The organism is Pseudomonas sp. Z4-7 (assembly GCF_051131965.1).
GTDB lineage: Bacteria > Pseudomonadota > Gammaproteobacteria > Pseudomonadales > Pseudomonadaceae > Aquipseudomonas.
Genome location: NZ_CP071642.1, coordinates 715,450 through 741,341, shown reverse-complemented (window position 1 = coordinate 741,341; position 25,892 = coordinate 715,450). Strand labels below are relative to the sequence as shown.

Annotated in this window: 26 protein-coding genes; 10 read left to right on the top strand and 16 right to left on the bottom strand. The window is 62.2% G+C overall.

Translation table 11 applies throughout. The features are described from left to right. Positions 1–102 precede the first annotated feature (102 nt). Entirely contained in the window at positions 103–837 is a 735-nt protein-coding gene (locus J3P91_RS03215) for an ArsR/SmtB family transcription factor (protein ID WP_434602722.1), read from the bottom strand. A gap of 321 nt (positions 838–1,158) precedes the next feature. On the opposite strand from J3P91_RS03215, the gene J3P91_RS03210 reads away from it, so the two are divergent. Then, positions 1,159–2,172, top strand: coding sequence for a zinc-binding alcohol dehydrogenase family protein (locus J3P91_RS03210; RefSeq protein WP_434569915.1), 1,014 nt, complete (start codon positions 1,159–1,161; stop codon positions 2,170–2,172). A gap of 144 nt (positions 2,173–2,316) precedes the next feature. Next, complete coding sequence (locus tag J3P91_RS03205) at positions 2,317–2,487, top strand: hypothetical protein (RefSeq protein WP_305497035.1); 171 nt, start codon at positions 2,317–2,319, stop codon at positions 2,485–2,487. 1 nt (position 2,488) lies between these two features. Here J3P91_RS03205 and J3P91_RS03200 read toward each other — a convergent pair whose 3' ends face one another. Continuing rightward, positions 2,489–3,691, bottom strand: a complete 1,203-nt coding sequence (locus J3P91_RS03200; RefSeq protein ID WP_434602721.1) for a multidrug effflux MFS transporter — start codon at positions 3,689–3,691, stop codon at positions 2,489–2,491. A gap of 95 nt (positions 3,692–3,786) precedes the next feature. After that, positions 3,787–3,984, bottom strand: coding sequence for a heavy-metal-associated domain-containing protein (locus J3P91_RS03195; protein ID WP_434602720.1), 198 nt, complete (start codon positions 3,982–3,984; stop codon positions 3,787–3,789). 148 nt (positions 3,985–4,132) lie between these two features. Here J3P91_RS03195 and J3P91_RS03190 point away from each other — a divergent pair, with 148 nt between their 5' ends. The 3 genes from J3P91_RS03190 (at position 4,133) to cueR (ending at position 7,488) form a co-directional block, all read left to right on the top strand. Beyond that, a complete protein-coding gene (locus J3P91_RS03190; RefSeq protein ID WP_434569918.1) occupies positions 4,133–4,516 on the top strand; it encodes a hypothetical protein in 384 nt (127 codons plus the stop codon). Positions 4,517–4,708: 192 nt separating this feature from the next. Continuing rightward, entirely contained in the window at positions 4,709–7,102 is a 2,394-nt protein-coding gene (locus J3P91_RS03185; protein ID WP_434602719.1) for a heavy metal translocating P-type ATPase, read from the top strand. Continuing rightward, positions 7,099–7,488 carry a Cu(I)-responsive transcriptional regulator gene (gene cueR / locus J3P91_RS03180; protein WP_434602718.1) on the top strand — a complete coding sequence of 130 codons (390 nt, stop codon included), beginning with the start codon at positions 7,099–7,101 and terminating at the stop codon, positions 7,486–7,488. The genes J3P91_RS03185 and cueR overlap by 4 nt, the downstream gene beginning before the upstream one ends. Before the next feature lie 285 nt (positions 7,489–7,773). Here the strand turns inward: cueR and J3P91_RS03175 are convergent, their stop codons facing one another. Further along, the gene (locus J3P91_RS03175) at positions 7,774–8,667 is read right to left on the bottom strand and encodes a PA4780 family RIO1-like protein kinase (protein WP_072410317.1); all 894 of its coding nucleotides are present in this window, start codon (positions 8,665–8,667) and stop codon (positions 7,774–7,776) included. Positions 8,668–8,872: 205 nt separating this feature from the next. Continuing rightward, positions 8,873–9,664 (bottom strand): AraC family transcriptional regulator, encoded by a 792-nt coding sequence (locus J3P91_RS03170; protein WP_434569921.1) that lies wholly within the window; start codon positions 9,662–9,664, stop codon positions 8,873–8,875. A 79-nt stretch (positions 9,665–9,743) separates the two neighbouring features. Between J3P91_RS03170 and J3P91_RS03165 the strand changes: the two genes are divergently transcribed. Beyond that, complete coding sequence (locus J3P91_RS03165) at positions 9,744–10,772, top strand: bile acid:sodium symporter family protein (RefSeq protein WP_434602717.1); 1,029 nt, start codon at positions 9,744–9,746, stop codon at positions 10,770–10,772. On the opposite strand, the gene J3P91_RS03160 is transcribed toward J3P91_RS03165, so the two are convergent. Beyond that, positions 10,759–12,036 (bottom strand): acetyl-CoA C-acetyltransferase, encoded by a 1,278-nt coding sequence (locus J3P91_RS03160; RefSeq protein ID WP_434569923.1) that lies wholly within the window; start codon positions 12,034–12,036, stop codon positions 10,759–10,761. The genes J3P91_RS03165 and J3P91_RS03160 overlap by 14 nt on opposite strands. A gap of 181 nt (positions 12,037–12,217) precedes the next feature. Here J3P91_RS03160 and J3P91_RS03155 point away from each other — a divergent pair, with 181 nt between their 5' ends. Then, complete coding sequence (locus tag J3P91_RS03155; RefSeq protein WP_434602716.1) at positions 12,218–13,570, top strand: 3-oxoacyl-ACP reductase; 1,353 nt, start codon at positions 12,218–12,220, stop codon at positions 13,568–13,570. A gap of 2 nt (positions 13,571–13,572) precedes the next feature. Beyond that, positions 13,573–14,427, top strand: coding sequence for a MaoC family dehydratase (locus J3P91_RS03150; protein WP_434602715.1), 855 nt, complete (start codon positions 13,573–13,575; stop codon positions 14,425–14,427). 120 nt (positions 14,428–14,547) lie between these two features. Here the strand turns inward: J3P91_RS03150 and J3P91_RS03145 are convergent, their stop codons facing one another. The 4 genes from J3P91_RS03145 to J3P91_RS03130 are packed head-to-tail and all read right to left on the bottom strand — an operon-like array spanning position 14,548 to position 16,810. Beyond that, a complete protein-coding gene (locus J3P91_RS03145; protein ID WP_434602714.1) occupies positions 14,548–15,105 on the bottom strand; it encodes a DUF4136 domain-containing protein in 558 nt (185 codons plus the stop codon). A 20-nt stretch (positions 15,106–15,125) separates the two neighbouring features. Further along, positions 15,126–15,734 carry a DUF4136 domain-containing protein gene (locus J3P91_RS03140; RefSeq protein WP_305497058.1) on the bottom strand — a complete coding sequence of 203 codons (609 nt, stop codon included), beginning with the start codon at positions 15,732–15,734 and terminating at the stop codon, positions 15,126–15,128. A gap of 24 nt (positions 15,735–15,758) precedes the next feature. Further along, positions 15,759–16,508 (bottom strand): methyltransferase, encoded by a 750-nt coding sequence (locus tag J3P91_RS03135; protein WP_434569927.1) that lies wholly within the window; start codon positions 16,506–16,508, stop codon positions 15,759–15,761. Then, the gene (locus J3P91_RS03130) at positions 16,505–16,810 is read right to left on the bottom strand and encodes a MazG-like family protein (RefSeq protein WP_434602713.1); all 306 of its coding nucleotides are present in this window, start codon (positions 16,808–16,810) and stop codon (positions 16,505–16,507) included. Before J3P91_RS03130 ends, J3P91_RS03135 begins: the two co-directional genes overlap by 4 nt. A 164-nt stretch (positions 16,811–16,974) precedes the next feature. On the opposite strand from J3P91_RS03130, the gene J3P91_RS03125 reads away from it, so the two are divergent. Together J3P91_RS03125 and J3P91_RS03120 are read left to right on the top strand one after the other, a co-directional pair. Continuing rightward, positions 16,975–17,268, top strand: coding sequence for a hypothetical protein (locus J3P91_RS03125; RefSeq protein ID WP_305497064.1), 294 nt, complete (start codon positions 16,975–16,977; stop codon positions 17,266–17,268). A 221-nt stretch (positions 17,269–17,489) separates the two neighbouring features. Beyond that, on the top strand, positions 17,490–18,839 hold the full coding sequence (locus J3P91_RS03120) for an MATE family efflux transporter (protein WP_434602712.1): 1,350 nt from the start codon (positions 17,490–17,492) through the stop codon (positions 18,837–18,839). A gap of 5 nt (positions 18,840–18,844) precedes the next feature. On the opposite strand, the gene J3P91_RS03115 is transcribed toward J3P91_RS03120, so the two are convergent. The 6 genes from J3P91_RS03115 to J3P91_RS03090 all read right to left on the bottom strand — a co-directional run bounded on the left by J3P91_RS03115 (position 18,845) and on the right by J3P91_RS03090 (position 25,500). Next, the gene (locus J3P91_RS03115; RefSeq protein WP_434602711.1) at positions 18,845–19,642 is read right to left on the bottom strand and encodes a DUF4123 domain-containing protein; all 798 of its coding nucleotides are present in this window, start codon (positions 19,640–19,642) and stop codon (positions 18,845–18,847) included. After that, positions 19,639–20,961 (bottom strand): type VI secretion system Vgr family protein, encoded by a 1,323-nt coding sequence (locus tag J3P91_RS03110; RefSeq protein ID WP_434602710.1) that lies wholly within the window; start codon positions 20,959–20,961, stop codon positions 19,639–19,641. Before J3P91_RS03110 ends, J3P91_RS03115 begins: the two co-directional genes overlap by 4 nt. A 246-nt stretch (positions 20,962–21,207) precedes the next feature. Beyond that, the gene (speA, locus tag J3P91_RS03105) at positions 21,208–23,121 is read right to left on the bottom strand and encodes an arginine decarboxylase (protein WP_434602709.1); all 1,914 of its coding nucleotides are present in this window, start codon (positions 23,119–23,121) and stop codon (positions 21,208–21,210) included. Positions 23,122–23,329: 208 nt separating this feature from the next. Further along, a complete protein-coding gene (locus J3P91_RS03100; protein ID WP_434569932.1) occupies positions 23,330–23,701 on the bottom strand; it encodes a translation initiation factor Sui1 in 372 nt (123 codons plus the stop codon). A gap of 170 nt (positions 23,702–23,871) precedes the next feature. Continuing rightward, positions 23,872–24,429 (bottom strand): NUDIX hydrolase, encoded by a 558-nt coding sequence (locus J3P91_RS03095; protein ID WP_434602708.1) that lies wholly within the window; start codon positions 24,427–24,429, stop codon positions 23,872–23,874. Between the two features lie 3 nt (positions 24,430–24,432). Next, positions 24,433–25,500, bottom strand: coding sequence for a DUF2333 family protein (locus J3P91_RS03090; RefSeq protein WP_434569934.1), 1,068 nt, complete (start codon positions 25,498–25,500; stop codon positions 24,433–24,435). Positions 25,501–25,892: the final 392 nt, after the last annotated feature.

The window sequence follows — 25,892 nt, the reverse complement described above, 5'->3', positions numbered from 1 at the left end:
CGTGAGTGTCCACTATTGCATTCCCCCCATCCGATAGAACCCCGGACCGAGTGTGCGCGAACCTCACGGGCGGCTATTGCTGATAACGACCTGTGTACCGCTCTAGAGCGCCATTTCCAGAACCTCTTGCCTGGCGAATCGATGGATTTCCTGTTGACCGAGCGCGGTTACCTGCAACGCCCTGGAGTCGTTGGGCAGGCTGAGCCAGCCTGACTGCATGAACAATTGCAGCAGTGCCGCCCCCAGCGCCCCTCCCAGATGTGGACGACGTTCGCTCCAGTCGGGGCAGGCGCAGGCCATACGCGTCTCGCGATGAGCCAGTGCCTGGATGAACAGACCTCGCCCAGCCAGTTGGCTGGCACCTTTATGCGTGACGACCACCCGATGCTCAAGCTGTTCGAGCCATCCGGCTTCCAGCAGCCGCTGATACAGGTCCGCTGCCAGTGTGCCACCCAGGTGGTCATCGCAAAGCCTGGCCCGCATCAACGAAGCGGGTGCCGTCGGCGTCCTGTTAGGCATGAGGCTGCGCTTGAAGACTTCCGGAACCTGTCGCGGCGAGCTGGCCAGGGTTGCGCTCGCCAATGCATCGACGGCAGCGCCGATCTCGGGTGCCGCCAGGCGAAAAAACCGCTTGCGGCCACGGATCTCGACCTTCACCAGGCCACCGGCAGACAGACGTCCCAGATGGGCATTGGCCGAGGACGGCGAAAGCCCGGCCAGCAAGGCCAACTCTTCAGCTTGCCGGGCCGTACCGTCCATCAACGCCCACATCATTGCGCTGCGCTTGGGGTCGGCCAGCAGCGTGGCGATCTGGCTGATGCAAGGTGCATGTTCCATGTATTCACTCCCTGTTGAATCGTTCGTCTACTGCTCTGGGCCTACTGAGCCGTAATGAGGTGCCGGCCGGTTCCTGGCCGGTTGCAGCCGTGCTCGATGCCATGCCGATACAGGCGGCCGCTAGTATAAGCGTGCGGATCGCGGTTGCCTGTCCTCCGGAAACCTTTGGAGGCGATTGTTCGTGAGGGAAAAGTCTCTATTTATCCGCGACTATGGCCATTATCAAAAAATCATTGAAAGAGCCTGTCGCTCCAGCTGCTTTAATCTCGCGCCTGAATAGCCAAACATGGGCTTCATCGAACCCCCTTACGGAGCTGCTGTATGAAAGCCATCGCGTATTACCAATCGCTGCCTATCACCCACCCGCAGTCGCTGCAAGACATCGAGTTGCCCGAACCGGTCGCCGGCCCCCGCGACCTGCTGGTGGAGGTCAAGGCCATTTCAGTCAACCCCGTCGACACCAAGGTCCGCCAGAACGTCCAGCCCGAAGCAGGCGCGGCCAAGGTGCTGGGTTGGGACGTGGCCGGCGTGGTCAAGGCCGTAGGCAGCGAAGTCACGCTGTTCAAGGCCGGAGACAAGGTGTTCTACGCCGGTTCGATCGCCCGGGCCGGAGGCAACAGCGAGTTGCACGTTGTCGATGAGCGCATCGTCGGTAATATGCCGACAACCCTCGGTTTCGCCGAAGCGGCCGCATTGCCGCTGACCGCTATCACCGCCTGGGAATTGCTCTTTGATCGATTGCAGATCAAGGAAGGCCAGAGCGATCTGGGCCAGAGCCTGCTGATTGTCGGCGCCGCCGGGGGTGTGGGTTCGATCCTGACGCAACTGGCCCGCCAACTCACCGGACTGAACGTCATCGGCAGCGCTTCCCGGCCGCAGACCCAGGAATGGGTGCAAGGCCTTGGCGCCCACCTTGTCGTGGATCACAGCCAGCCGCTGAGCGAAGCACTGAAGGAGGCGGGCCAGGCCCAAGTGACCCACGTTGCCAGCCTGACGCAGACCGATCAGCACCTCGACCAACTGGTCGAAGCCCTGGCGCCCCAAGGCAAACTGGCACTGATCGATGATCCCAAATCGCTGGACGTGACCAAGCTCAAGCGCAAGAGCTTGTCGTTGCATTGGGAGTTCATGTACACCCGTTCACTGTTCGAGACCGCCGACATGCTTGAACAACACAAGCTGCTCAACCGCGTGGCCCGACTGATCGATGCCGGCACGTTGAAGACCACGGTAGGCGAACATTTTGGCACCATCAATGCCGAGAACCTGCGCCGGGCTCACGCGTTGCTGGAAAGCGGCAAGTCCAAGGGCAAGATCGTGCTAGAGGGATTCTGACTGCAGCGGGCTGTTGCCCTGCAAACAATCCTGTGGGGCAACTGCACCGTTAGTCCGACAATTGACCGTCGTCACAATTGCGCTGGCATTCGGGTCTACACTCGAGGCCTTTGCAACGCAATCTTTTACGTGAGGAGGCCAGCAATGAAGATCCTGATAAAAGAGGTGGCAAAATCCCAATGGCAAGTGCGTCTTGACCAGCACGTCGTGACCTTTCGCTCAGAAGCCGAGGCCCAGGCTTTCGCCGCGACCTTGCAAGCGCGCATCCATGCGCCGCATCAATTTCCCGAACATCAGCAACGTGCCGCCAGCTGACTCAGTTCTGCTGGCCCGCCTGAGCGAGCGCCCGGGCGTTCTGCAGCCGACGGGTCAGCATCGCGGCACCCACCACCAATAGTCCGCACAGGCTGATTACCATCGCCATCGGCACTGCCGTGCCGTCATGCAGCGCCGCCACCAGTGCGGCGGCCCCGGCGGCTACGGAAAACTGCAGGCACCCCAGCATCGCCGAAGCGCTACCGGCCCGGGCTCCCTGCCCCTTCATGGCGCAGGCCGATGCATTGGGGAGTATGCAGCCAAGGCTGGCGATGCAGATGAACAATGGGATCAGTAACGGCCACAAACGCTCCGGCTGCAAGGCGCTGACAGCCAGTAAACTGAGCCCGGCTATCCAGTAGACCCAGACGGCGCGAGCCAGCAAAAATGCCGGGCCTCGCCTGGACAACAAGCGGGCATTGACCTGGGCCACCAGGATGAAACCCGCCGCGTTGGTACCGAACAACCAGCCGAAGTGTTCGGCCGGTACGCCGTAAAGCTTTATGAAGACAAATGGCGAACCGGCGATATAGGCAAACATCCCGGCAATCGCGATGCCGCCTGTCAGGGCGTGCCCCAGGAAAACCGAGTCTGTGAGGAGCCGACCGTACTGACGCAATGCTCCCGATAACGGTTGCCGAGGTACATGGGCCGGCAGGCTCTCCGGAAGCCACAACGCGACGGCCGTCGCCGCGAGCGCGCTGAACAAGGTCAGGCCAATGAAAATCGATTGCCAACCGTACAGGTTCACCAGCAAGCCGCCGAGCATCGGCGCCAGGATCGGCGCCAGGCCCATCACCAGCATCAGTTGCGAGAACACCTTGGCCGAGCCCACCGCGTCGCATTTGTCGCTGACTACCGCCCGGGAGATCACCATCCCGGCACAGCCGCCCAACGCCTGGACGAAGCGAGCGCCAATCAGCCATTCGAGACTGGGCGCATAGGCACAGGCCAGCGATGCCACGGTGAACAGGCCGACGCCTGTCAGCAGCGGGATACGTCGTCCAAAGCGATCCGCCACCGGCCCGTAGGCCAGTTGCCCGAGGGACAGCCCGAGGAAGTAGGCGGCCAGGGTCAGTTGGACATGGTTTTCATCGGTGCCAAAGGCGATCGCCATTGCCGGGAAGGCCGGCAGATAGAAATCGATCGCCAAGGGACCAAAAGCGCTCAAGGCGCCAAGAATCAGAATGGTACGGAGGTTCATCGGGCGTCCAGCTCAGGCGTCAGTCGGCAGCCCGACAGTCTAGCCGGGCTTGGCGCTCTTGAACATTCCGATAGCTCGCTAACGATTGAAAAGTTTCAAGCAAGACTGGCTTCGTAACCCTCTTCCCTGATTGCCTCGATTACGGTATCGGACGACAACTTGCTTTGGACCTCAACAGTCTTGGTGCCCAGATCCACCTTTACCTCGGCGTCTGGGTCCTTGGCTTGAAGAGCCTGGGTGACGGCCTTTACGCAATGACCGCAGGACATGCCCTGAACGTTAAAGATCTGCATGAAAATGACTCCTTGGTTTGAGGTTGTGCGCAGTTTCAAGCTTGCCATCATGGCAAGGTCAAGTTCTGGCGGAAACTGCCGGGCTGGCATTCGGCTGCGCGCTCGGCCAAGCTGCACACATCAAGGATTTAATACCGGAGGTTCAGCCATGCGCTGGTCAGCGTTCAGCCTGTTTTGCATGCTCGGTTTTTCTGCATTGGTGCCCCAGGCATCGGCCGCCGGCGAAGATTTCGGTGTGCTGATCATTTCCCGCGAGCGCCTGGAAGTGTCGACCAGCTGCGAAATCGGCATCTACATTCAGGACCAGCTCGCGGCCAGGCTGTTCCAGGAGCAGAGCACTTCATTCAATTTGCCGCCGGGGCAGTTCTCCTTGCGCCTGAAATTGCTGCCAGGCCAGGCGCCGGGTTGCAACCCAGGCATGCTTGCCCCCGGTTCGCAGAACATCACGCTCAAGGCCGGCGACATCCTGAAGTACCGCATCGCCATGACACATGAGGGCATGTACCTCAAGCAGGCTGATCTCGGTTACTGACCTCGCGAGTCCTTGTGGGAGCGAGCCTGCTCGCGAAAACGATGCGATAGCCGATGAAGATATCGGCCTTACCGGCCTCTTCGCGAGCAGGCTCGCTCCCACAAGGGTCCACCCAAGCTTTTGAACTGGTGCTTGACCTTGCCCGCGTGGCAAGGTTGATCCTGTAGTCACTCACTACAGGGAGCCTGTCCGATGTCCGAGTCCACCACCTTCGATCTGCCGATTTCCGGCATGACCTGCGCAAGCTGTGCCGGGCGAGTCGAGCGAGCCTTGAGCAAGGTTGCCGGCGCTAGCGCCGTCAGCGTCAACCTGGCAACGGAACAGGCGCGGATCCAGGCCCCGCAGGGAAGCCTGCCGGCGTTGATGCAGGCAGTCGAGCAGGCAGGTTACAGCGTTCCCGTCCAGACCCTGGAGTTGAGTATCGAGGGCATGACCTGCGCCTCTTGCGTTGGCCGGGTCGAACGGGCGCTGGGGAAAGTTGCCGGGGTGAACCGGGCCAGTGTCAATCTCGCCAATGAGCGAGCACACCTCGAATTGCTCGGGCAGGTTGATCCGCAAAGCCTGATCGACGCGGTTAAACGCGCCGGTTACGACGCCAGTGTCTGGCAAGTCGAACAGCCTCAAAAAACGCGAACCGATCAGCTGAGCCGCGAGCGCGTAGCCCTGGTGCTGGCGATTCTGCTGTCGATCCCGCTGGTATTGCCGATGCTGTTGCAGCCGTTCGGCGTGCATTGGATGCTGCCGGCCTGGGCGCAATTCGCGCTGGCGACGCCGGTGCAATTCATCTTCGGTGCGCGGTTTTACGTCGCGGCGTTCAAAGCCGTCCGCGCCGGCGCCGGAAACATGGACCTGCTCGTTGCCCTGGGCACCAGCGCCGGCTATGGCTTGAGCCTCTATGAGTGGGCGATGGCCCGACCGGGGAGCATGCCGCACCTGTATTTCGAGGCATCGGCCGTGGTGATTGCCTTGGTGCTGCTGGGCAAGTACCTGGAAAGCCGCGCCAAACGACAGACCGCCAGCGCCATCCGCGCCCTCGAAGCCTTGCGACCGGAGCGGGCCATCCAACTGATCGACGGTCAGGAACGGGACGTCGCTATCAGTGCCCTGCGCTTGAATGATCTGGTGCTGGTCAAGCCCGGCGAGCGCTTCCCGGTGGACGGTGAAGTGCTCGAGGGCCAGAGTCACGCCGACGAGGCGTTGATCAGCGGCGAAAGCCTGCCTGTGCCGAAGCAGCCCGGTGATCAGGTCACTGGCGGCGCGATCAATGGCGAAGGGCGCCTCCTGGTGCGCACCCGGGCCCTGGGGGCCGAGACCGTGCTGGCACGCATCATTCGCCTGGTGGAAGACGCCCAGGCCGCCAAGGCGCCGATTCAGAAGCTGGTGGACAAAGTCAGCCAGGTTTTCGTGCCGGTCGTATTGATCCTGGCACTCGCAACGTTGCTTGGCTGGTGGCTCTACGGTGCGCCGCTGGAGACGGCGCTGATCAACGCCGTCGCCGTGCTGGTGATCGCCTGCCCCTGTGCCCTGGGCCTGGCGACGCCGACGGCAATCATGGCCGGCACTGGCGTGGCCGCCCGCCACGGCATTCTGATCAAGGATGCCGAGGCGCTGGAGCGTGCCCATGAAGTCGGCACGGTGGTGTTCGACAAGACCGGCACCCTGACGTCCGGCACGCCACGCATCGCCCATCTGGCTGCGCTTGACGGTGATGAAGACGCACTGCTGAACATGGCCGGCGCCTTGCAGCGCGGCAGCGAACACCCGCTGGCCAAAGCGGTGCTCGACGCCTGCGCCGAACGCGGCCTGAGCGTAGCGGATGCCAGCGATAGCCAGTCCCTGACCGGACGCGGTATCGCCGGTAGCCTCGACGGGCGCCGCTTGGCCTTGGGAAATCGTCGTCTGCTGGAAGAGCTGGGCCTGAACCCCGGTTCGCTGGCCGAGTCGGCGCAAGCCTGGGAAACCGAAGGCCGAACCCTGTCCTGGCTCGTCGAGCAAGGCGCAACGCCTCGGGTCCTGGGCCTGTTCGCCTTCGGCGATACCCTCAAGCCCGGCGCTCTGGCGGCGGTCGAGGCCTTGAAGCAACGTCACATCGCCAGCCACCTGCTCACGGGCGACAACCGGGGCAGCGCTCGGGTCGTTGCCCAGGCATTGGGAATCGCCAACGTCCACGCCGAAGTGTTGCCGGGCGACAAGTCCGCCATCGTTCAACAACTGAAAGCCGACTCGGTGGTGGCGATGGTCGGCGATGGCATCAACGACGCTCCGGCCCTGGCCGCCGCGGACATCGGCATTGCCATGGGCGGCGGCACCGACGTGGCGATGCAGGCCGCCGGCATCACCCTGATGCGCGGCGATCCGCGCCTGGTACCGGCGGCGCTGGACATCAGCCGCAAGACCTACGCAAAAATTCGTCAGAATCTGTTCTGGGCGTTCGTCTATAACCTGATCGGCATTCCGCTGGCGGCGTTCGGTTTGCTCAACCCGGTGTTGGCCGGCGCAGCCATGGCGCTGTCGAGCGTCAGCGTGGTGAGCAATGCATTGTTGTTGAAGTTCTGGACACCCGCGCATCTGGAGGACAAGCGATGAACATTGGCCAGGCAGCCCGCCAGAGCGGCCTCAGCGCAAAGATGATCAGGTACTACGAATCCATCGGCCTGCTCAGGGCAGCCCATCGCACGGAGAGTGGCTATCGGATCTATGGCGCCGATGACTTGCACACATTGGAATTCATCAAGCGCTCCCGGGATCTGGGGTTTTCCCTGGAAGAGGTCGGCAAATTGCTGACCTTATGGCAGGACCGTCAACGTGCCAGCGCCGACGTAAAGGCCCTGGCCCGGCAGCATATCGACGAACTGAACCAGAAAATCCGCGAACTGGCCGAACTGCGCGACACGCTCCAGGATCTGGTGGAGCACTGCCAGGGCGATCATCGCCCGGACTGCCCGATCCTCAGGAAATTGGCGTCGGGGTGATGCAGAAACTGATGCTCCCACGAGGATCCAGGCTGACCATCAAAAAACCGCCCTGGGCCTAATGCGGTTCACTTGAGGCAATCGACAAACCCGTGGCGAGGGAGCTTGCTCCCGCTGGGCCGCGAAGCGGCCCCAAAACCTGCCAAATGCGGAGCCTCAGACACACCGCACCCGCAGATTCACGACTGCTTCGCAGCCGAGCGGGAGCAAGCTCCCTCGCCACAGGTACATTATTTTTCTTAACTGAACCGCATTACGGCCATGGCCGGGTTTCAGGTCAACCGATCACTGCATCCACGGCGGAGGCGGCTCTTCGGTCTTGCCGGGTGGCGCATCGTCGGCGGCGCGTACGGCCTGGCGGCGCTCTTCATCCAGGCGCGCGGCCTCGATTTCGCGCATGATCCCGCCGACATCCGCCAGTTCTTCCGGCTCGTCGAACTCACCGGTCAGCACGCTCGCCGGGTGCAGGGTGCCTGCTTCATACAGGGCCCACATTTCCTTGGCGTATTTGGTGCGTTTCAGCTCCGGGGCAAACCGACCGAAGTAGGACGCCATGTTGCCGACGTCCCGCTCCAGCATGCTGAAGGCGTGGTTGTTCCCGGCAGCGTCCACCGCTTGCGGCAGATCAATGATGACCGGCCCCGTCGGCGTCAGCAGCACGTTGAACTCCGACAGGTCGCCGTGCACCAGACCGGTACACAGCATCAACACGATCTGGGAAATCAGAAAAGCGTGATACTCGCGGGCCTGATCCGGCTCCAGCACCACGTCGTTGAGACGCGGCGCCGCATCGCCGTATTCGTCGGCCACCAATTCCATCAGCAGCACGCCCTCGAGGAAGTCATACGGCTTCGGAACCCGCACGCCGGCGCTGGCCAGCCGGAACAGCGCGGCCACTTCAGCGTTCTGCCAGGCGTCTTCGGTTTCCTTGCGGCCAAACTTCGAGCCTTTAGCCATGGCCCGGGCCTGACGGCTGTTGCGCACCTTGCGGCCTTCCTGGTATTCGGCCGCCTGGCGAAAACTTCGCTTGTTCGCCTCCTTGTAGACTTTGGCGCAACGTAGCTCGTTGCCGCAGCGCACCACATAAACAGCTGCTTCTTTACCACTCATGAGTGGGCGCAGCACCTCGTCGACCAGACCGTCCTCGATCAGGGGTTCAATGCGTTTTGGAGTCTTCATCAGCTTTTATTCTGGGTCCTTTATTACCAAACACGCGAATGACAGGTCGTTATACGGCAATCCTCCCTCCACGGGGAGGGGGTCCGACCTATGAACCCTGAATGCACACACTGTGCCGGGTCGGACAACCGAGCCAAATCATAGTCGAGACCGGGCGTGGGGTTGCTCAGTGAATGGCAAGCGGTTGCGACAAGAGCCAAACGAGTCAGCGCTTGAACAGTTCCCCCGGCGTAAAACCGAACAGTCCCTTGAATGCCGCAATGAAAGCGGACGTCGAATCATACCCACAGGACAAGGCCGCGCTGGTCACGCTATCGCCCTGTTCCAGCGATTCCAGGGAAGACAACAGGCGCATGCGCTGGCGCCACGCACGGAAGCTCAAGCCGGTTTCACGCTGGAACAGGCGCATCAAGGTTTTTTCCGACGTGCCCAGGCGCTCGGCCCAGGCTTGCAGGGTCACGCTGCCTTCGGGTTGCTCGATCAATTCGTTGCACAGTTCCAGCAAACGAGCATGACGGGGCAATGGCAGAGAAAAGCCCACTTCCGGCAGCGCCGCCAATTGGTCCAGCAGCACTTGGACCAAGCGTGTTTCCTGGGTCTCGCCCTGTGGGTAAGCGGCGGGAAACTGGCAGAACACTTTGATCAGCTCCCGCGCCAGCGGTGTAACTTCGAGCACCCGGCAACGATCTTCGGCCCACGGGCACGCTTGGCGATGGACGTAAAGACTGCGCATTTCCGCGCGCATGGACGTCACGACCTGATGCTCCAGGTCGGCCGGGATCCAGATGCCCCATTGCGGTGGCGCGAAGAAGCTGCCTTCGGCCGTATGGACGCCGAGCACGCCACTGATCGCGTAGGAGAATTGCACCCAATCGTGGCGATGAGCCTGGGTCCACGAACCGGCATTCAGACTTTCGACCCGGGCATAAAGCGGCCGAGGCAGCTCCGTCAGGTCCGGAATACGTCGTTCGAGCTGTTGGTGTCCGTTAGTCGGCATTGATTGGCCTTATGTCGCAAGACGACTGGGTAGGCCGACGTTAGGCTAAGACGACTCTTCTTACAATCCACGGTGCCCTATGCACATCCTCAGACACCTCAAGCGCATGGCGACCGACTGGTTCCTGTGCGGCATGTTGCTCGCCACGCTGCTGGCGTATTTCTTCCCGCGCTTCGGCGCTACCGGCGGCGCCATGCATGCCGAATGGGTGGTCAACATTGGCATCTTCGTGGTGTTTTTCCTCCACGGCGTCAATCTGTCCGGCGAGCAGATCCGCCATGGCCTGAAAAACATCCGACTGCACCTGATGGTGCAAGGCTTCACCTTTGGGGTATTTCCGTTGATCTGGCTGCTCGGCAACTGGACACTGGGCAGCCATGTGCCGTCCTTGTTGATGCTGGGGTTCTTTTACCTGTGCGCGTTGCCTTCGACCATTTCGTCCTCGGTGGCCCTGACCGGCAGCGCCGGCGGCAACGTACCCGCGGCGATTCTCAACGCCAGCTTGTCCAGCGTGCTGGGGGTTCTCCTGACGCCGCTGCTGGTCAGTCTGGTGGTCGGCAACGGCGCCGGTGGCATCGACCTGGGCTCGACGCTGCTCGACCTGTGCATGATGTTGCTGTTGCCGCTGGTGCTCGGGCAGTTTTTGCGGCGCTGGCTGGCCAGTTTTTTCGCGCGCTACAAGCGCTATACCAGCATCATCGACAAACTGGTCATTCTGCTGCTGGTTTACGCCGCATTCTGCAATTCGATGATTTCCGGGATCTGGCAACAACAAGGTCATGGCGTACTGCTCAGCGCCGTGCTGGGCAGTGCGGTGTTGCTGGCTGTCATTCTGTGGATGACTACCCGCACCGCTCGCGCCCTGCGTTTCAACAACGCCGATGAAGTCGCCGCGGTATTTTGCGCGAGCAAGAAATCCCTCGCCGCCGGAGTGCCGATGGCGGCGCTGATTTTCGGCAACAACCCCGGCCTCGGGCTGATCCTGCTGCCGATCATGATCTATCACCCGCTGCAACTGATCGTCTGCTCGGTCCTCGCCGAACGCTATGCAAGCCGGCAACGGGCGCAGGCACCGCAAAAGAGCGAGGCCATCGTCAGCGCTCGATAATGGCCGTCACCCCTTGGCCGGCGGCTGCGCAGATGGAGATCAGCCCCCGGCCCTTCCCTGCCGCGTCCAGCAGCTTGGCCAGGTTGGCGACAATGCGCCCGCCAGTTGCAGCAAATGGATGTCCGGCGGCCAGCGAGCTGCCCTTCACGTTCAGCCGGCTGCGGTCGAGAGTACCCAGCGGCGCATCAAGGCCCAGGCGGGCCTTGCAGTAATCCGCGTCTTCCCAGGCTTTCAAGGTGCACAGCACCTGGGCGGCGAACGCCTCGTGAATCTCGTAATAGTCGAAGTCCTGCAAGGTCAGGCCGTTGCGCGCCAACAGCCGCGGCACGGCATAGACCGGCGCCATCAGCAGACCTTCGGCGCCGTTGACGAAATCCACCGCCGCCGTCTCGCCATCGCGCAGGTAGGCCAGGATCGGCAGCCCACGGGCCTTGGCCCATTCCTCGCTCGCCAACAACACCAGCGAGGCGCCATCGGTCAGTGGCGTGGAATTGCCCGCCGTCAGCGTGCCCTTGGCGGTTTTTTCGAAGGCGGGCTTGAGGGAAGCGAGTTTCTCCAGGGTCAGGTCCGGGCGCAGGTTGTTGTCGCGGGTCAGGCCGAGAAACGGCGTCATCAGGTCGTTGTGCCAGCCTTCGGCGTAAGCGGCGGCCATTTTTTGATGACTCTCCAAGGCCAACTGATCCTGCTCTTGTCGGGGGATCTGCCAGGTTTGGGCCATCAATTCGCAGTGCTCGCCCATGCTCAGGCCAGTGCGCGGCTCGTTGATGCGCGGCAGGTCAGGTACAAGGTGTTGGGGGCGCAATTGCAGGAACGTCTTGATTTTGTCGGCGGTGGTTTTCGCGCGATTGGCTTGCAGGAGGATCCTGCGCAGCCCTTCATTGACGCCGATCGGTGCGTCGGAGGTGGTGTCCACGCCGCCGGCAATTGCGCTGTCGATCTGCCCGAGGGCGATTTTGTTGGCCACCAGCAGCACCGTCTCAAGCCCCGTGCCGCAGGCCTGCTGCACATCATAGGCGGGTGTGCTGGGCGACAGCCGCGAGCCGAGCACGCACTCGCGGGTCAGGTTCATGTCCCGGGAAAACTTCAGCACCGCCCCCGCGGCCATCTCCCCGATATGCACGCCGTGCAGGTTGTAGCGCTCGATCAAGCCCTCAAGCGCAGCGGTCAGCATCGCCTGGTTGCTGGCGGTGGCATAGGGCCCGTTGGAGCGGGCGAAAGGAATGCGGTTACCGCCGATGATCGCGACGCGGCGTAGCTGTGCCATGTAGAACTCCCCGTTGTATGTCCAAATGTGCCGTCAGCGTTGACCTATCACCCATGGGAGCAGGCCTGTTTCCATGTGAAGGCGGTGCCCTGGAACACAGCTTAGGCTTTATCCCGCCGATCGAACGACTGATTGCCAAACATGGTCCACACTTGGAACCTCATCAGCCGGAGTGTGTTCCATGTCAGACCGTTACATAGACTTTGCCAATTCGCCCATTGGCCTGCGTCTGGTTGGCGCTCTCGGCTTGCCATCGCCGGTACGCCTGGAGCGTTGGCAAGCCGGGCGCCTGCGGCCAATCGAGGGTGCCTTGCTGTTGGGCGGCGGGCCGCTGACCGAACAGGTCGGCACATTCGCCAAGCGCCTGACCGACGCCATTTTCATCTACGCTGGCGAACCGACGCTCGCCACCGAATGGATCCCCGGGCACGGCCCGAAAATCAAGGCTGTGGTGTACGACGCCAGCCACCTGGCGCAGGTCGACCAGCTCAAGCAGTTGCGCGAGTTTTTCCAGCCGCTGATGAAAAATCTCGACCACAGCGCTCATGTCGTCATCCTCGGCCGCGCTCCGGAAAACCTCGACGACCCGTTCGCCGCCAGCGCCCAGCGGGCCTTGGAGGGTTTCAGCCGGTCCCTGGCCAAGGAGCTGCGCCATGGCGGGACGCTGCAGTTGCTGTACGTCGGCGAAGGCGCCGAAACCCAGCTGGAGGGTGCGCTGCGGTTTTTCCTGTCGCCCAAGAGTGCCTACCTTTCCGGGCAAGTGATTCGTCTCAAGGCCTGTGCAACCCAGGTCCAGGACTGGACCCGTCCGTTGACGGGGCTCAAGGCCCTGGTGACCGGCGCTGCCCGTGGCATCGGCGCTTCCATTGCCGAAACACTGGCCCGCGATGGCGCCGATGTGATCCTGCTGGACGTACCGCCAGCCAAGGCCGACCTCGATGCCTTGGCCGCTCGCCTGAGCGGGCGCAGCCTGACGCTGGACATCTGCGCAGAAGACGCAGCCACGCAGTTGATTGAACACCTGCCCGACGGCGTCGACATCGTTGTACATAACGCTGGCATCACCCGGGACAAGACCCTCGCCAACATGACCCCGGAATTCTGGGACGCGGTGCTGGCAGTCAACCTCAATGCGCCGCAAGTGCTGACCAAGGCCCTGCTCGACAGCGGCACCCTGCGCGATAACGGCCGGGTCATCCTGCTGGCATCCATCAGTGGCATCGCCGGCAATCGCGGCCAGACCAACTACGCCGCGAGCAAGGCCGGGCTGATCGGCCTGGCTCAAGCCTGGGCGCCAACCCTGCAGGCCCGAGGCATCAGCATCAACGCCGTGGCGCCAGGCTTCATCGAAACCCGCATGACCGCAGATATTCCTTTCGCCCTGCGCGAAGCCGGGCGACGCATGAGCTCGCTGGGCCAGGGCGGCCTGCCCCAGGATGTCGCCGAAGCCGTGGCCTGGCTCGCGCAACCGGGCACCGGTGCCGTGACCGGACAGGCGCTGCGCGTGTGTGGGCAGAGCCTGCTGGGGGCCTGATCATGACGATCCAATGGCATGAGATACACGCCGCGCCGTCGATGTCCGGGCTGTACGCCAAGGCCGCGACACGCCGCAAGATCACCGGCACTACCCTGCCGGACGTTGGGCTGCGCCAAGTGATCCAGGTTGATCAGCAGCGCCTGGCGGCCTATCGCAAGGTCTGCGGCTTTACCGAAAACGGTCTGCTGCCACCGACCTATCCCCATGTGCTGGCGTTCGCCCTGCAAATGCAGCTACTGACGGATCGGAATTTTCCGTTCCCGCTGCTGGGGTTGATCCACCTCAGCAACCGCATCCGCATACTGCGCCCCATGGGCGGGGTCAGCCAGGTGCGCGCCAGCGTCAATGTCGAGAATCTCCAGCCGCACGCCAAGGGCGCGGTGTTCGATCTCGTGACCCGCATTGAAGATCAGTTGGGACCGCTGTGGCAGGCCGAAAGCCAGATGCTGTGCAAAGGCGTCCAGCTTGATGGGGCGCTGGTGGAGGAACCGGCGATTGCCGCCCTTGAGTTGACGGAAGTGGGACACTGGACAGCACCTGCGGACATTGGCCGGCAATACGCCAAGGTGTCCGGCGACTACAATCCGATCCACCTGAGCGCCGCCAGCGCTCGGCTGTTCGGCTTCCCCACCGCCATCGCCCACGGCCTGTGGAACAAGGCCCGGACGTTAGCGGCGCTGGACGACCATTTGCCCGAGGCCAACATCGAGATCGAAGTGAACTTCAGGAAACCGGTGCGCCTGCCCAGCGAGGTGACGCTGCTGGCGAGCGCCGCGGGGTCCAGTGGAAAGCTGCGGCTGGTGGGGGCTGGAGAACTGGAGCACATGCTCGGCAGTTGGCAGCCGGTTTCCTGAAAGTGTCCCTATCAATCCTGTGGGAGCGAGCTTGCTCGCGATAGCAATTGCATACTCAACGAGTATGCAAACTGACCCACCGCCATCGCGAGCAAGCTCGCTCCCACAGGAAATGCTCAATCAACGCGGTGGATAATTCGACAGGATCCGTCCCACCGTCTCGCGCACCTTCGTGCTGCGCTCCGTAGGGTTGGGCGACTCGCTGAGCAGTTGCTCATCGCTACCGCGCCACACCAGCTTGCCGTCCTTGCCGTCGAGCAGGTCGATCTGCACCGTGGCGACCTTGTAGCTGACGTTGCGGGTTTCGTTGTACATCGGCCCGCCCCAATAGCCATTCCAGGGGCCGCCCCAGCCGCCGCCGTAGTTTGTCGTCACCTGTTGCTGACGGTCCTCGACAATCAGGTAGGCCTGGACCTGCACATCGCTGCGGATACCGGACGGAGCCGGGCGCAAGCCGCGCTGATCAAGCTGATCGGCAATGGCCTGGCGGATCCGCTGTTCGATCAGGTCGCTCCTGATGCGCGGGTCATCCGGCCGATACTGCAACGCGGGCTCTTTCCAACTCCAGCTGCGGTAGGCCGCGAAATCACGAGTAGTGTCGAAGTCATGATTGACCTGATTGGACGTACAGGCGCCCAGCAACAAGGCCAGGGCAAATGGGGCGATACGGCGAAACATGGTTTTTCTCCGTTGCGTAATTAACTGGGAGGATAAGCCGAAAGAGCCTTCTCCACCGCCTCACGAATGGCATCGCTACGTTCGCTCTGACTGCCTCGCTGGCTGGTCTCGGCGCTGGCACTCCAAACCGGTTGGTTGTTGCGGGCATCGAACAGATCAACCCGAACCACCACGACCTGCTCCCGGTAAGTGCGTACCACGGGGACGCTGTTGTACATGCCATAACCCGGCCCGTATCGGTTGTAACCGCCGTAGTAGCCTGAATCATAATCGTCGCGAACCTGGCGTACGCGGGTCTCCAGGCGCAGGTCGGCACTGACGAAGAGGTCCGCCGGCCGATTGTCATGCAGCGGGCGCAGGCCGCGCTGGTCCAGGGCATTGCTCACCGCTTCGGCCACCTGCGCCGAGTCCGCCCAGGCCGTGCCCGGTGGCAGTCGGCCGTTGAGCCAGGCCCAGCTGCGATAGCGCCCGTAATCCCGGGGCGGTGCGGGATAGGCGCTGCGATCGAATACCGTGGCGGCCTCGGGTGGTGCTGGCGGCAGCGGCCTGGATGTCGCGACATAAGGGTTGCTGCCCTGACAGGCCGCCAGCCCCAGGCACAACACCATTAACCCTGAACGACCTTTCATTTCGCTCTCCGATTGCTTCGCGGATCAGAGGGGACGGCAAACCCAGTGCAGATAACGTCCCAAGCCGGCAAAGGCCGGATGGCGACGGTGGGCCAGTTCCATCTCCAGCAGTTGCGCAAGCTCTGCACGGCCCTGGAACTCCACCGGCATGTAGTCGTGAAAAACCCGCACCCCACTCTGGGTTTCGACCTGCCACAGGCCTTCAAGTTGCGCCGCCAATTCTCGTGGATCAAGCGGTTGCTGAGGGGTCAGGCTCTGTTTCTCGCCGGCCATGTCGTTTTTACGCAGTTTACGAAAGTGCCCCTTGAGCAGGTTGCGATAGACCAGCGCATCGCGGTTGTAGAACGCCAGGGACAACCAGCCGCCAGGCACCGTCAACTGATGCAGCACCGGCAGGATCGCATGGGGCTCGGCCAGCCATTCGAGCACCGCGTGGCACAGCACCAGATCGTAAGGTTCGGTGAGCTGGCCGAGCAGATCCTGCCACGGCGCCTGGATGAACGTTGCGGCCTGGCCCGCCTCGGCAAAGCGTTGGCGAGCGCCTTCGAGCATCGGCTCGGCCGGTTCGGCCAGGGTGACTTGATGCCCGCGCTCGGCCAGCCACAGCGACATGTGGCCCAGCCCCGCGCCAATATCCAGCACTCGCAAGGGGCGATCCGGCAACGCTTCAAGGAGATCGGCCTGAAGCACGGCCAGCCGAATAGCCCCCTTGGCTCCTCCGTAGATTTTTTCGGCAAAACGCGTGGCGAGTTGATCGAAATGGCGATCGCTCATTGGCCGAACCGCCGTTCGCTGTCGGCCAACTTGCTGCGCACCACGGCGTCCATGTCCAGGCCCAGCTCGCTGCACAGCAGCAACAGGTACAAGACGATGTCACCGATTTCCTGCCCGGCGTGGGCAAGTTTTTCCGCGGGCAACTGGCGCGACTGGTCCTCGGTCAACCACTGGAAGATTTCCACCAATTCAGCCATTTCGACGCTGGCGGCCATGGTCAGGTTTTTCGGGCTGTGAAATTGCCGCCAATCGTTACGATCACGGATGGCATGCAGGCGTTCGGTCAGTTCAACAAGGTTCATCGGGCTCTCCTGGATGCGCATAGCTTCGAGGGGATGACGAGGTAAGGCAAGAGTCTCGATACAAAGCGCCGGTTTGCCCCATAATCGAACGATCCCGGCCCGGACCGCTCCTACATTCAGGGCCAAAAGGCTCAACGTGGATTCCCTCTCATCAGGACGCACACATGCAGGTAGAAAGCTTTTTCGAATGGCTCGGTCAGGCGCTCGGTTCGGTGATCCGTTTTATCGTCGATCTGCTCAGTGGCCTGTTCAACACCCTGGCCAATGCCGGCGGCAATTTTGTCGAAGGCCTGTCCCGGACGCTGGGAATGGATACTTCAATCATCAGCATCATTGCGCTGATCCTCGGGCTGATGCTGTTGTATTCGGCGATCCGCGCCTTCATGCGGGCGTCGATCGTCATGGGCATCATCTGGCTGGTGCTGGGGTTGTGGCTGTTGAGCTGGATTATTCACTGAGACCCCAACTTGGACACCCTGTGGCGAGGGAGCTTGCTCCCGCTGGACTGCGCAGCAGTCCCAAACCGGGCTGACGCGGTTCTCCAGAAACACCGCGCCCCCAGTCTTGCGACGGCTTCGCCGCCGAGCGGGAGCAAGCTCCCTCGCCACAAAAGCCTGCCGCACAGATGAATGAAACGCTGCAATAACCCGCTACAATCGCGCTCCTTCAAGGAGCCCGCATGCCCAAGCTGATTACCGACTGGCGCGACCGCCTTACTCATCGCCGGGTCTGGGCGCTGGCTGCGCCGATGATTCTCTCGAACATTTCCGTGCCGCTGGTGGCGCTGGTGGACAGCACCGTCATCGGCCACTTGCCCCATGCCCATCAGTTAGGCGCAGTGGCGGTCGGAGCGAGTCTGTATACGGTGCTGGCATGGGCCATGGGTTTCCTGCGCATGGGCACTACCGGGTTCGCCGCCCAGGCGGCCGGGCGTGCCGACGGCGCGGCGTTGCGCCAGGTGTTGTTGCAGGGCCTGCTGCTGGCGATGGGGCTGGCGGTGCTGCTCGGTGCCGTCGGCATTCCCTTGAGCGACGTGGCGCTGCACTTCATGCAACCGTCCGCCGAACTCAACCAGTTGACCCGCGATTTCTTCCACACTCGCCTTTTCGGCTTGCCGGCGGCGCTGGCCAGCTATGCGCTGGTCGGCTGGTTCCTCGGCGCCCAGAACGCCCGCGCGCCGCTGGCGATCCTGCTGGTGACGAACCTGGTGAACATCGCCTTGAACCTCTGGTTCGTGATCGGCCTGGATTGGGGCGTGACCGGTTCGGCCCGGGCGTCGGTCATCGCCGAATGGACGGGTGCGCTGATAGGCCTGGCCCTGGCGCGCAACACCCTGCGCAACTGGCCTGGGCAGATAGCCTGGGCCGCGCTGGGCTTGTGGCAGAGCTGGCGACCGTTGCTGGCGGTGAACCGGGACATTTTCATCCGCAGCCTGGTGCTGCAATCGGTGTTTTTCCTGATCACGGTGCAAGGCGCGCGCCTGGGCGATGCGACCGTGGCCGCCAATGCCCTGCTGCTCAACGGCCTGCTGCTGACCGCCCACGCCCTGGACGGCCTGGCCCACGCCGTGGAAGCACTGTGCGGCCACGCTATTGGGGCTCGCGACCGCCTGGCCCTGCGCCGTGCGCTGGTCGTTGCCAGCGGTTGGTCGCTGATTGCCAGCCTGGGGTTTGCCCTGCTGTTCCTGCTTGCTGGGCATTTGTTCATCGACATGCAGACCGACATCACCGAAGTGCGGAACACCGCTTACCACTACTTGCCTTATCTGGCGGCGTTACCGTTGATTGCGGTATCGAGCTATCTGCTCGATGGCCTGTTCATCGGCGCCACCCGCGCCCGGGAAATGCGCAACGGCATGCTCCTGACCCTGCTACTGACGTTGCCGTTCGCCTGGGTCCTGCAAGGATTGGGCAATCACGGCCTATGGATCACTTTCCTGCTGTTCATGGCCTTGCGCAGCCTGACGCTCGGCATCTTCGCCTGGCGTTTGCAACGACACGACAGCTGGCTCGGTGGCAATGCCCGGTGAGGCCTTCAATCCTGGTTGCCTTGCCATAGCCGCCGCAACTGCTCCAGACGTTCGTGTTGCGAGCCGCCAGCCAGCTCCGGCGCTGGCTGAGCATCAGGGTATTGCAAGCGTAGCCACAACCAGCCGTCGAGGGCGCTCTGTTCGCTGAACCCCAGCGCCAACCCTTGCTGCAAATATTCCCAGAGCGACCAGTAGTCACGCCCAATGGAGCAGGACCAACGCCAGACATGGCGCTCCAATACACACGCCTGCAACTGGCGTTGCTGCCTGTCACTGAGGCCCGGCTCGTTCTCCAGCGCCGGCACCGACAAGCCAGGATTGGCGAGCTGTTGCCAGCCCTCCGAGCCCATGGCCCGATCAGCCCAGGTGCCTCCGAACCAGCGCAGAAGGCTGATCGGCCCCAGCCAGCAACTGAGTTCCCGAGGGTCGCAACCATCAAAAAAGTAACTCGCGGTGTGCGGGTTGTAATAGCTCAACAAAGCCTTGTGGTGCAGGCCCAGCGTGACCGTCAGCATGCGCCGCAAATGCGTCAGCAATACTTCGACAGGCGCAGCGCTCACTATCAACAACCCCGGCCAGGACCGGCTATCGAGATGGCACAGACTGGCCAGCGCTGGCGATCGCTGCAGATCAACCAATAGCGGGCCATCGTCCCTCAGTTCGTGAAGATCGGTGTCTTCGAACAGAAAAAAGCGTCGAGCCTCGACAAATTGCTCTTGCAGGCGCTGCGCGGCTGCGGGAACGTTCGGCACGTCGAGCAGCAGCCATTGCGGCGTGGCGCCAGGCATGGCGGCAGCGTTCATGGCGCTGCGCCCGCACCACGTTGCGTCACCAGGCGGCAGATGCACACCGCACGGGCGCAGGGGTTGAACGCCCCTCCGCCGGGCAACAGGCACAGCAGGAACAGCGGCTCGCCACCGCGCACTGCAGACAACAGGTGGTCATCGATTCCAGGCGTCCCGGGTGTTTCCGACAAACTCGCACTGGCTGGCGCTGGCTGTGTGCCAATGAGGGGCGGTGGGCCGAGAAAGGCACAGATAAGCGGGCGATCCGGGTCACCCTCGATAAAGCTCACCAGGACCTCGGTGCCCTCACGAATCCGATCGCCTGCGCAGGCCGCCAGCTCAGGCGCCAACGGCAGCCAGCAATGGCTGGCGCTGGCCCCTTCGCCTTGATAGACCCAGTCGAACTGCACCGCCACTCGCCCAGGCACCTGGTCCGCAGGCTCATCCACGTTTACCACCCATCCGCGTTGCCGGCTCACCATGACCGGCTTCGCAGGCACCTTGTCTGCCACAAACGACAGCGCGAAGGGAATGGCCCGGAACCGGTTGGCATATCGACCTGACTGGCCACGATGTTCGACCCTGGTCAATAACCAGCGCCGGTTCCAGTCCTTGAAAGGGTGAGCGGTCAGGGTCAGGGTCTGCCCGCTGTGCAAGTGCATCAGATCGCTCTGGCCCTCGGCGGCCTGTATGCCGATACCCTCGAAGCCAACCTGAGCGCTGAAGGCGTGCACGGCGTCAGCCTGGCCGTCACCGCCGTAGATAACCTCGTCAGCGGAAAAGACACTGCCCGGCGCATCGGAGAAAACCAGGCAGTGCCCATCCCGGGCATGCTCGAAATGGAACCGGATACCAGCCTGGGCGCATATTCTCTGCAAAAATTGCAGGTCGGACTCCCGGTATTGGCTACAGACATCCCGCGTCGGAAAATCACCGCTCAAGTCCAGGCACAGCCCGCGCCCGCCGATGCCGTGCCCGCTCAAGACCTGGCGAATGATCTGCGGTACCGAGCGGCCACTGAACACCCGCTGGCTGAAGCGCTGCGCCAGGTATGCAAGCTTCGGCTCGATGCGCACATGGCAATTACCTCCATGACGGTGCTGCACAACTTCGTGGAGCTGTCCGTGAATGCCCCGGCCGCAGCTCCCGAAACTCAACCAGACGCTACGGTACAGCAGGCCCGCCAGGTCCAGCGGCGTGTCACTGGTCACCAGTTCCACCTCGAACAGGAAGGGTTCGCTGATGCTTTCCTTGCCGGTGAAGGCCACGACAACAAAGGACTCGGGCAGACCGGCTATCTCCAGACGAAATGATGACTCGCGGGCTGGACAGGACATCGGCGTTTCTCTACAGGAGGGGGCGACCGGGCATTCTGGCCGAGAGCCCGGGTCGAGTAGAGGGGCCAAGTACAAGTAAGGAACGGGACTACACGAAATAAGGACCTTTCCGATTAGCTGCCCCCGTGTGAGGAAATTTCCACAGCGCAAATCAAAACGCCCTCCGGAACTGTCCGAAAATACCCGCGGCATGCGGCGTATTTTCTGACAGCCCCGGAGGGCGTTGCGCTTGGCGCTATTGCCCTGTCAGGAAGACAGGTAGGAGGACCGAGTCAACCCGAGACGCAGGGCATCCAGGAACTGGGTGCGTTCGGCCGCCGTGATCCGGGCGCTGGCGCACTTGTCACGGTAGTGAGTCATCAGTTCCTCCGGCGACAGGTGCACGTAGCGCAACATGTCCTCGATGGTGTCGTGGGTTTCGATACCGGCGTGGTACACGCTGCCGTCGGCGTTCTGGTAGATGTTCACCGAATCGGTGTCACCAAACAGGTTGTGCATGTCACCGAGGATTTCCTGGTAGGCACCCACCAGGAAAATGCCCAGCAGATAGTCTTCGCCCGGATTGAGCGAATGGACCGGCAGGCTGGTCTCGATGCTCTGCTCATCGACGTATTGCTTGATCTTGCCGTCGGAATCGCAGGTCAGGTCTTGCAGCACGGCGCGGCGCAGTGGCTCTTCATCGAGACGATGCAACGGCAGGATCGGCAACACCTGGCCGATCGCCCAGGTGTCCGGCAAGCTCTGGAACACCGAGAAGTTGCAGATGTACTTGTCGGCCAGCTTGTCGTTGAGCTCATCGAGCACTTGACGGTGCGAGCGCTGACGGGCCTTCAGCGAGTTGTGCAGACGACGGCACACGGCGAAGTAGCACTGCTCGGCCAGGGCTTTTTCCGCCAGGGTCAGCTTGCCATCGGCGTACTGCGCAGCCACGTCGCTCATGTAGTGGGTGGCACGCCAGTAGGTCTCGGTGACCATCTCGATATCGGTCGGGCCCAGCAGGTCCACCAGCCATTGCACGGTTTCCGGCAGGCTTTCCTTGTTTTCGATCACCGGCACATCGTCATGGTGCTTCTCGACGTCGGTGACCTGGACCACCAGCATCGCGTGGTGGGCGGTCAACGAGCGGCCGCTCTCGGAAAAGATGTGCGGGTGCGGCAGGCTCTGCGCATCGCAGAACTCCTTGAGCATCCCCACCACGACCCCGGCGTAATCGTCCATGTCGTAGTTGATCGAGCTGGCGTTGCGCGAATGCGTACCGTCGTAGTCCACGCCCAGACCGCCGCCGACATCGATGTGATCCACCGGCAGGCCGAGGTTGCGCAGCTCACCGTAGTAACGGATCGCTTCCTTGAAACCATGCTGGTAGTCCGCCAGGTTGGCGATCTGCGAGCCCATGTGGAAGTGCAGCAGGCGGATGCCCTGGTCGAGGCCGGCGCCGCGGAAGCGCTCGACCACCGACAACAGCTGCGCTGCGGACAAGCCGAACTTGGATTTTTCGCCACCGGTATCGGCCCATTTGCTCGATGCCAGGGACGACAGGCGCACCCGCAGACCGACCTGCGGCTTGACCTTGAGCGACGCAGCCTCTTCGATCACCAGGCCGACTTCGGACTCTTTCTCGATCACGATGAAGACGTTGTGACCCAGCTTCTGGCCCATCAGCGCCAGGCGGATGAACTCGCGGTCCTTGTAGCCATTGCAGACGATAGTCCCGCCCTTTGGCGCCAGGGCCAGCACCGCCAGCAACTCGGGCTTGGAACCGGCTTCCAGGCCGATGGAGACATTCCGGGTGGCGATGATGTTTTCGATCACCGCCTCCTGCTGGTTTACCTTGATCGGGTAAAGCGCGGTGTACTGGCTCTGGTATTCCAGGCGTGCAATGTTGCTGTCGAACGCGCCGGTGAGCTGACGCACTCGATCTTGCAGGATATCGGGGAAGCGCACCAACAGCGGCAACGAAAGGCCACTCTGGCGCAACTGGTCGACTTGCTCGTACAAATCGATCGGCGAACTGTCGGGGCCGTTCGGACGGACTTCGACGCGACCGGCTTCATTGATCGCGAAATACCCGGCCCCCCAATGGCGGATCCCGTAAACGCTGCGGCTGTCCGCAACTGTCCATTGGCTGCCATCGTCTTTGCGTGTGCGTCGTACGGACATCGAAGTCCCCTATAAAGAAGTCAAAATGCACCATCCGGTCGGAGGCTGGCGCAGTCTAGAGAATGGAAATGACGATTTGCCTGTAAGCAGGTAGACCCTGCCCGCAGCGCTGAGTTTAGAACCCCGTTCAGAACAGGCTCTGTGAAAACCATGTGGGCGATCGCGAACCGGGGTTCGGATCAAGCCAGGGTGGGTTTCACAGAAGCTGCTAGCCGCCGGACTTCTTTGCCTTGAAACCGTGTCGGGTGAGTTCCGCCAGCAAGAGCTCGACGTGATCGCCCTGGATCTCGATGACGCCGTCCTTCAACGCGCCGCCGGTACCACAGCGCTTTTTCAGCGTCGTTGCGAGATCTTTGAGCGCGTCCTCGGCCAGCGGCACGCCGGTGATTGTGGTCACCGTCTTGCCACCTCGACCTTTGCTTTCGCGGCGTACGCGAGCAATGCCGTCCCCGGCGGGTATGGCGGTCTGTTTGCAGATGCAGGCATCCACCGGCTGGCGGCAATCAGGGCAATGACGACCGGCGTCGGTAGAAAATACCAGGCCGCCCAGGGCGGCGAAGGATGCGGCTTTTTTGGCCACCGGCAATCCTCTTCGGAGGACAAAGACTGGTCGAGGGGCGAAAGTCCTCGACCGCGAAGCCCCACTCAGGCAGGGGCAGCGCAGCTGGACCGAACGAAGTCGGCCAAGCTTGAAAAGTCGCGCAGTGTAACGACAAAAAGCCCACTTGCTAAGGGCCAATCAGCGCCAATTTACAGCTTCTTTGCGACACCGCGCTCACGGGCGCGCAAATAGCGCCCAAGCGCCGCCAGGGAGTCCGGGCAATACGGTTTGTGGCGGATTTCATCGAGCACCTGCTCGACGGGCAAAAAGCGCGCTTCCAGGACTTCTTCCGGTTGCAGGACCAGCGGCCCGTCCCACACGGCAGAAAACGCCGCGCACCACAGGCGACTGCCAGCGTCCTCGAAATAGAAATGATCGTGGGCGACCAATTCGACGCCGCTCACGCCCAGTTCTTCGGCCAGCTCGCGCGCCGCCGACTCGGCGTACGTCTCGTGGGCCTGAACCATTCCCCCTGCCGCGACATCCCAATAGCCGGGGTAGATAGCCTTGCTCAAAGTCCTTCGATGAACGCACAGCTCGCCCGCCGAATTGAACAGCATGATGTAGGTGCCGCGTCCGATCAGGCCTCGCTCGCGCAGATCCGAGCGCACCAGGCTGCCGAGCAGATTGTCGTCTTCGTCGACCCAAGCGATCAGCTCGGCATCCGAGGCCACTCGGTGAGCGTCTTCCCGGGTGCTTTCGTCCATCCTTCAGCCCTGGTTGAGCAATTGCCGCAGGTCAATCACCGCCGCATTGGCGCGAGAAATATAGTTGGCCATGACCAGCGAGTGGTTCGCCAACACCCCGAAGCCGCTGCCGTTGAGAATCATCGGGCTCCAGATCGGCTCCTGTGAAGCCTCCAGTTCGCGAATGATCTGCCGCACGCTGACCGTCGCGTTCTTCTTCGCCAGCACGTCTGCGAAATCCACCTCGATGGCGCGCAACAAGTGAGACAGCGCCCAGGCTTGGCCACGAGCCTCGTAGAACACGTTGTCGATTTGCAGCCAAGGTGTCTCCACCACCTCTTCGTCAACCTGCGGCACCTGGCCTGGCGCCGGGACCTCGGTCTTCAGCGAGGTATTGAGCTTGACCCGGCCGACGCTGGCGGACAGGCGCTGGGACAGCGACCCCAGGCGCGTACCGACATCCCCCAGCCAGTTGTTCAGGTTGTCGGCGCGGGCGTAGAACAACGCACTTTTCTGACTTGGATCGGACAGGCGCGCCTGATAACGGCTCAAGGAATTGATGCCTTCCTGGTATTCCGATTCGCTGGACGGCAGCACCCAACTGCGGTTGTCGAAGTTGAAGCGCGGCTCGGCCTTGGCCAGGTCGGCGTCTTCGGCGGACTGCGACTGGGAACGGGCGAAGTCCTTGCGCAGGGCACGGCTCAGGTCGCGGACCTGCACCAGCACGCCGTATTCCCAACTGGGCATGTTGTCCATCCACAGGCCTGGCGGGAAGCGGTCGTTGGAAATGTAGCCACCCTGCTTGGTCAGCAAGGTTCCGGCGACGGTCTTGAGGGTTTCCACGGTGGTGTAGCCGACCACCATCTGCCGGCCATCCTTCTCGGCCGCTGCCTGGGCGTTCTGCTGTACCGGAAATAACTCGGGCTCCTGGCTCCAATACCAGCCGACTGCAATAGTCACCAGCAGGTACAGGCCAATGAGCGTGGCCAGCGCCCGACTGAAAAACAGCCCACCCAGATAGCTGCGGGTGTCCGATTTCGGTTCGGCGGCGCGTTCAGGCGCGCTGCCCGCGCGGTTCTTCCAGTCCAGCATGGCGATGTCCCTTCAATCACTTGAGTTCACGGTTCGACCACAACCTTACATCAACGTGCCTTGGCCGGCATCCGTCGTTGGGCTTATCCGAGAATTACCGCCACGAGACAAAGACCCGCCTAGGGGAATCCCTGAACCTCATCCGCTGGAAAATCGAAGAAACGACGTCGGAGAAAAGCGCAGGCAACATCCCGAAGCCGCGTCGTTGTGCCGTACCGAAATAGCTTGGATCGGCTATTGGAAATCCCTGAAGACCTTTATTTATAGGGCCGTCACCACGTCCGCAAAGGCAATTCCAGACCGACAGGTCAGAAACTGAATGGCGCCTCCTGGCAGATTATTGATGTAGAACACTCATGTAAGGGAAAAGAGGTGCTAGCATAGAGCCACCA

Excerpts from the sequence above, each read along its gene's own strand:
- J3P91_RS03095 (WP_434602708.1), bottom strand. The coding sequence starts at position 24,429 with ATGGACGAAAGCACCCGGGAAGACGCTCACCGAGTGGCCTCGGATGCC.
- J3P91_RS03120 (WP_434602712.1), top strand. The coding sequence starts at position 17,490 with ATGCCCAAGCTGATTACCGACTGGCGCGACCGCCTTACTCATCGCCGG.
- J3P91_RS03215 (WP_434602722.1), bottom strand. The coding sequence starts at position 837 with ATGGAACATGCACCTTGCATCAGCCAGATCGCCACGCTGCTGGCCGAC.
- speA (WP_434602709.1), bottom strand. The coding sequence starts at position 23,121 with ATGTCCGTACGACGCACACGCAAAGACGATGGCAGCCAATGGACAGTT.
- J3P91_RS03170 (WP_434569921.1), bottom strand. The coding sequence starts at position 9,664 with ATGCCGACTAACGGACACCAACAGCTCGAACGACGTATTCCGGACCTG.
- J3P91_RS03130 (WP_434602713.1), bottom strand. The coding sequence starts at position 16,810 with ATGAACCTTGTTGAACTGACCGAACGCCTGCATGCCATCCGTGATCGT.
- J3P91_RS03150 (WP_434602715.1), top strand. The coding sequence starts at position 13,573 with ATGACGATCCAATGGCATGAGATACACGCCGCGCCGTCGATGTCCGGG.
- J3P91_RS03115 (WP_434602711.1), bottom strand. The coding sequence starts at position 19,642 with ATGAACGCTGCCGCCATGCCTGGCGCCACGCCGCAATGGCTGCTGCTC.
- J3P91_RS03140 (WP_305497058.1), bottom strand. The coding sequence starts at position 15,734 with ATGAAAGGTCGTTCAGGGTTAATGGTGTTGTGCCTGGGGCTGGCGGCC.
- J3P91_RS03135 (WP_434569927.1), bottom strand. The coding sequence starts at position 16,508 with ATGAGCGATCGCCATTTCGATCAACTCGCCACGCGTTTTGCCGAAAAA.
- J3P91_RS03195 (WP_434602720.1), bottom strand. The coding sequence starts at position 3,984 with ATGCAGATCTTTAACGTTCAGGGCATGTCCTGCGGTCATTGCGTAAAG.
- J3P91_RS03125 (WP_305497064.1), top strand. The coding sequence starts at position 16,975 with ATGCAGGTAGAAAGCTTTTTCGAATGGCTCGGTCAGGCGCTCGGTTCG.
- J3P91_RS03160 (WP_434569923.1), bottom strand. The coding sequence starts at position 12,036 with ATGGCACAGCTACGCCGCGTCGCGATCATCGGCGGTAACCGCATTCCT.
- cueR (WP_434602718.1), top strand. The coding sequence starts at position 7,099 with ATGAACATTGGCCAGGCAGCCCGCCAGAGCGGCCTCAGCGCAAAGATG.
- J3P91_RS03145 (WP_434602714.1), bottom strand. The coding sequence starts at position 15,105 with ATGTTTCGCCGTATCGCCCCATTTGCCCTGGCCTTGTTGCTGGGCGCC.
- J3P91_RS03200 (WP_434602721.1), bottom strand. The coding sequence starts at position 3,691 with ATGAACCTCCGTACCATTCTGATTCTTGGCGCCTTGAGCGCTTTTGGT.
- J3P91_RS03205 (WP_305497035.1), top strand. The coding sequence starts at position 2,317 with ATGAAGATCCTGATAAAAGAGGTGGCAAAATCCCAATGGCAAGTGCGT.
- J3P91_RS03185 (WP_434602719.1), top strand. The coding sequence starts at position 4,709 with ATGTCCGAGTCCACCACCTTCGATCTGCCGATTTCCGGCATGACCTGC.
- J3P91_RS03175 (WP_072410317.1), bottom strand. The coding sequence starts at position 8,667 with ATGAAGACTCCAAAACGCATTGAACCCCTGATCGAGGACGGTCTGGTC.
- J3P91_RS03155 (WP_434602716.1), top strand. The coding sequence starts at position 12,218 with ATGTCAGACCGTTACATAGACTTTGCCAATTCGCCCATTGGCCTGCGT.
- J3P91_RS03210 (WP_434569915.1), top strand. The coding sequence starts at position 1,159 with ATGAAAGCCATCGCGTATTACCAATCGCTGCCTATCACCCACCCGCAG.
- J3P91_RS03190 (WP_434569918.1), top strand. The coding sequence starts at position 4,133 with ATGCGCTGGTCAGCGTTCAGCCTGTTTTGCATGCTCGGTTTTTCTGCA.
- J3P91_RS03110 (WP_434602710.1), bottom strand. The coding sequence starts at position 20,961 with ATGTCCTGTCCAGCCCGCGAGTCATCATTTCGTCTGGAGATAGCCGGT.
- J3P91_RS03090 (WP_434569934.1), bottom strand. The coding sequence starts at position 25,500 with ATGCTGGACTGGAAGAACCGCGCGGGCAGCGCGCCTGAACGCGCCGCC.
- J3P91_RS03165 (WP_434602717.1), top strand. The coding sequence starts at position 9,744 with ATGCACATCCTCAGACACCTCAAGCGCATGGCGACCGACTGGTTCCTG.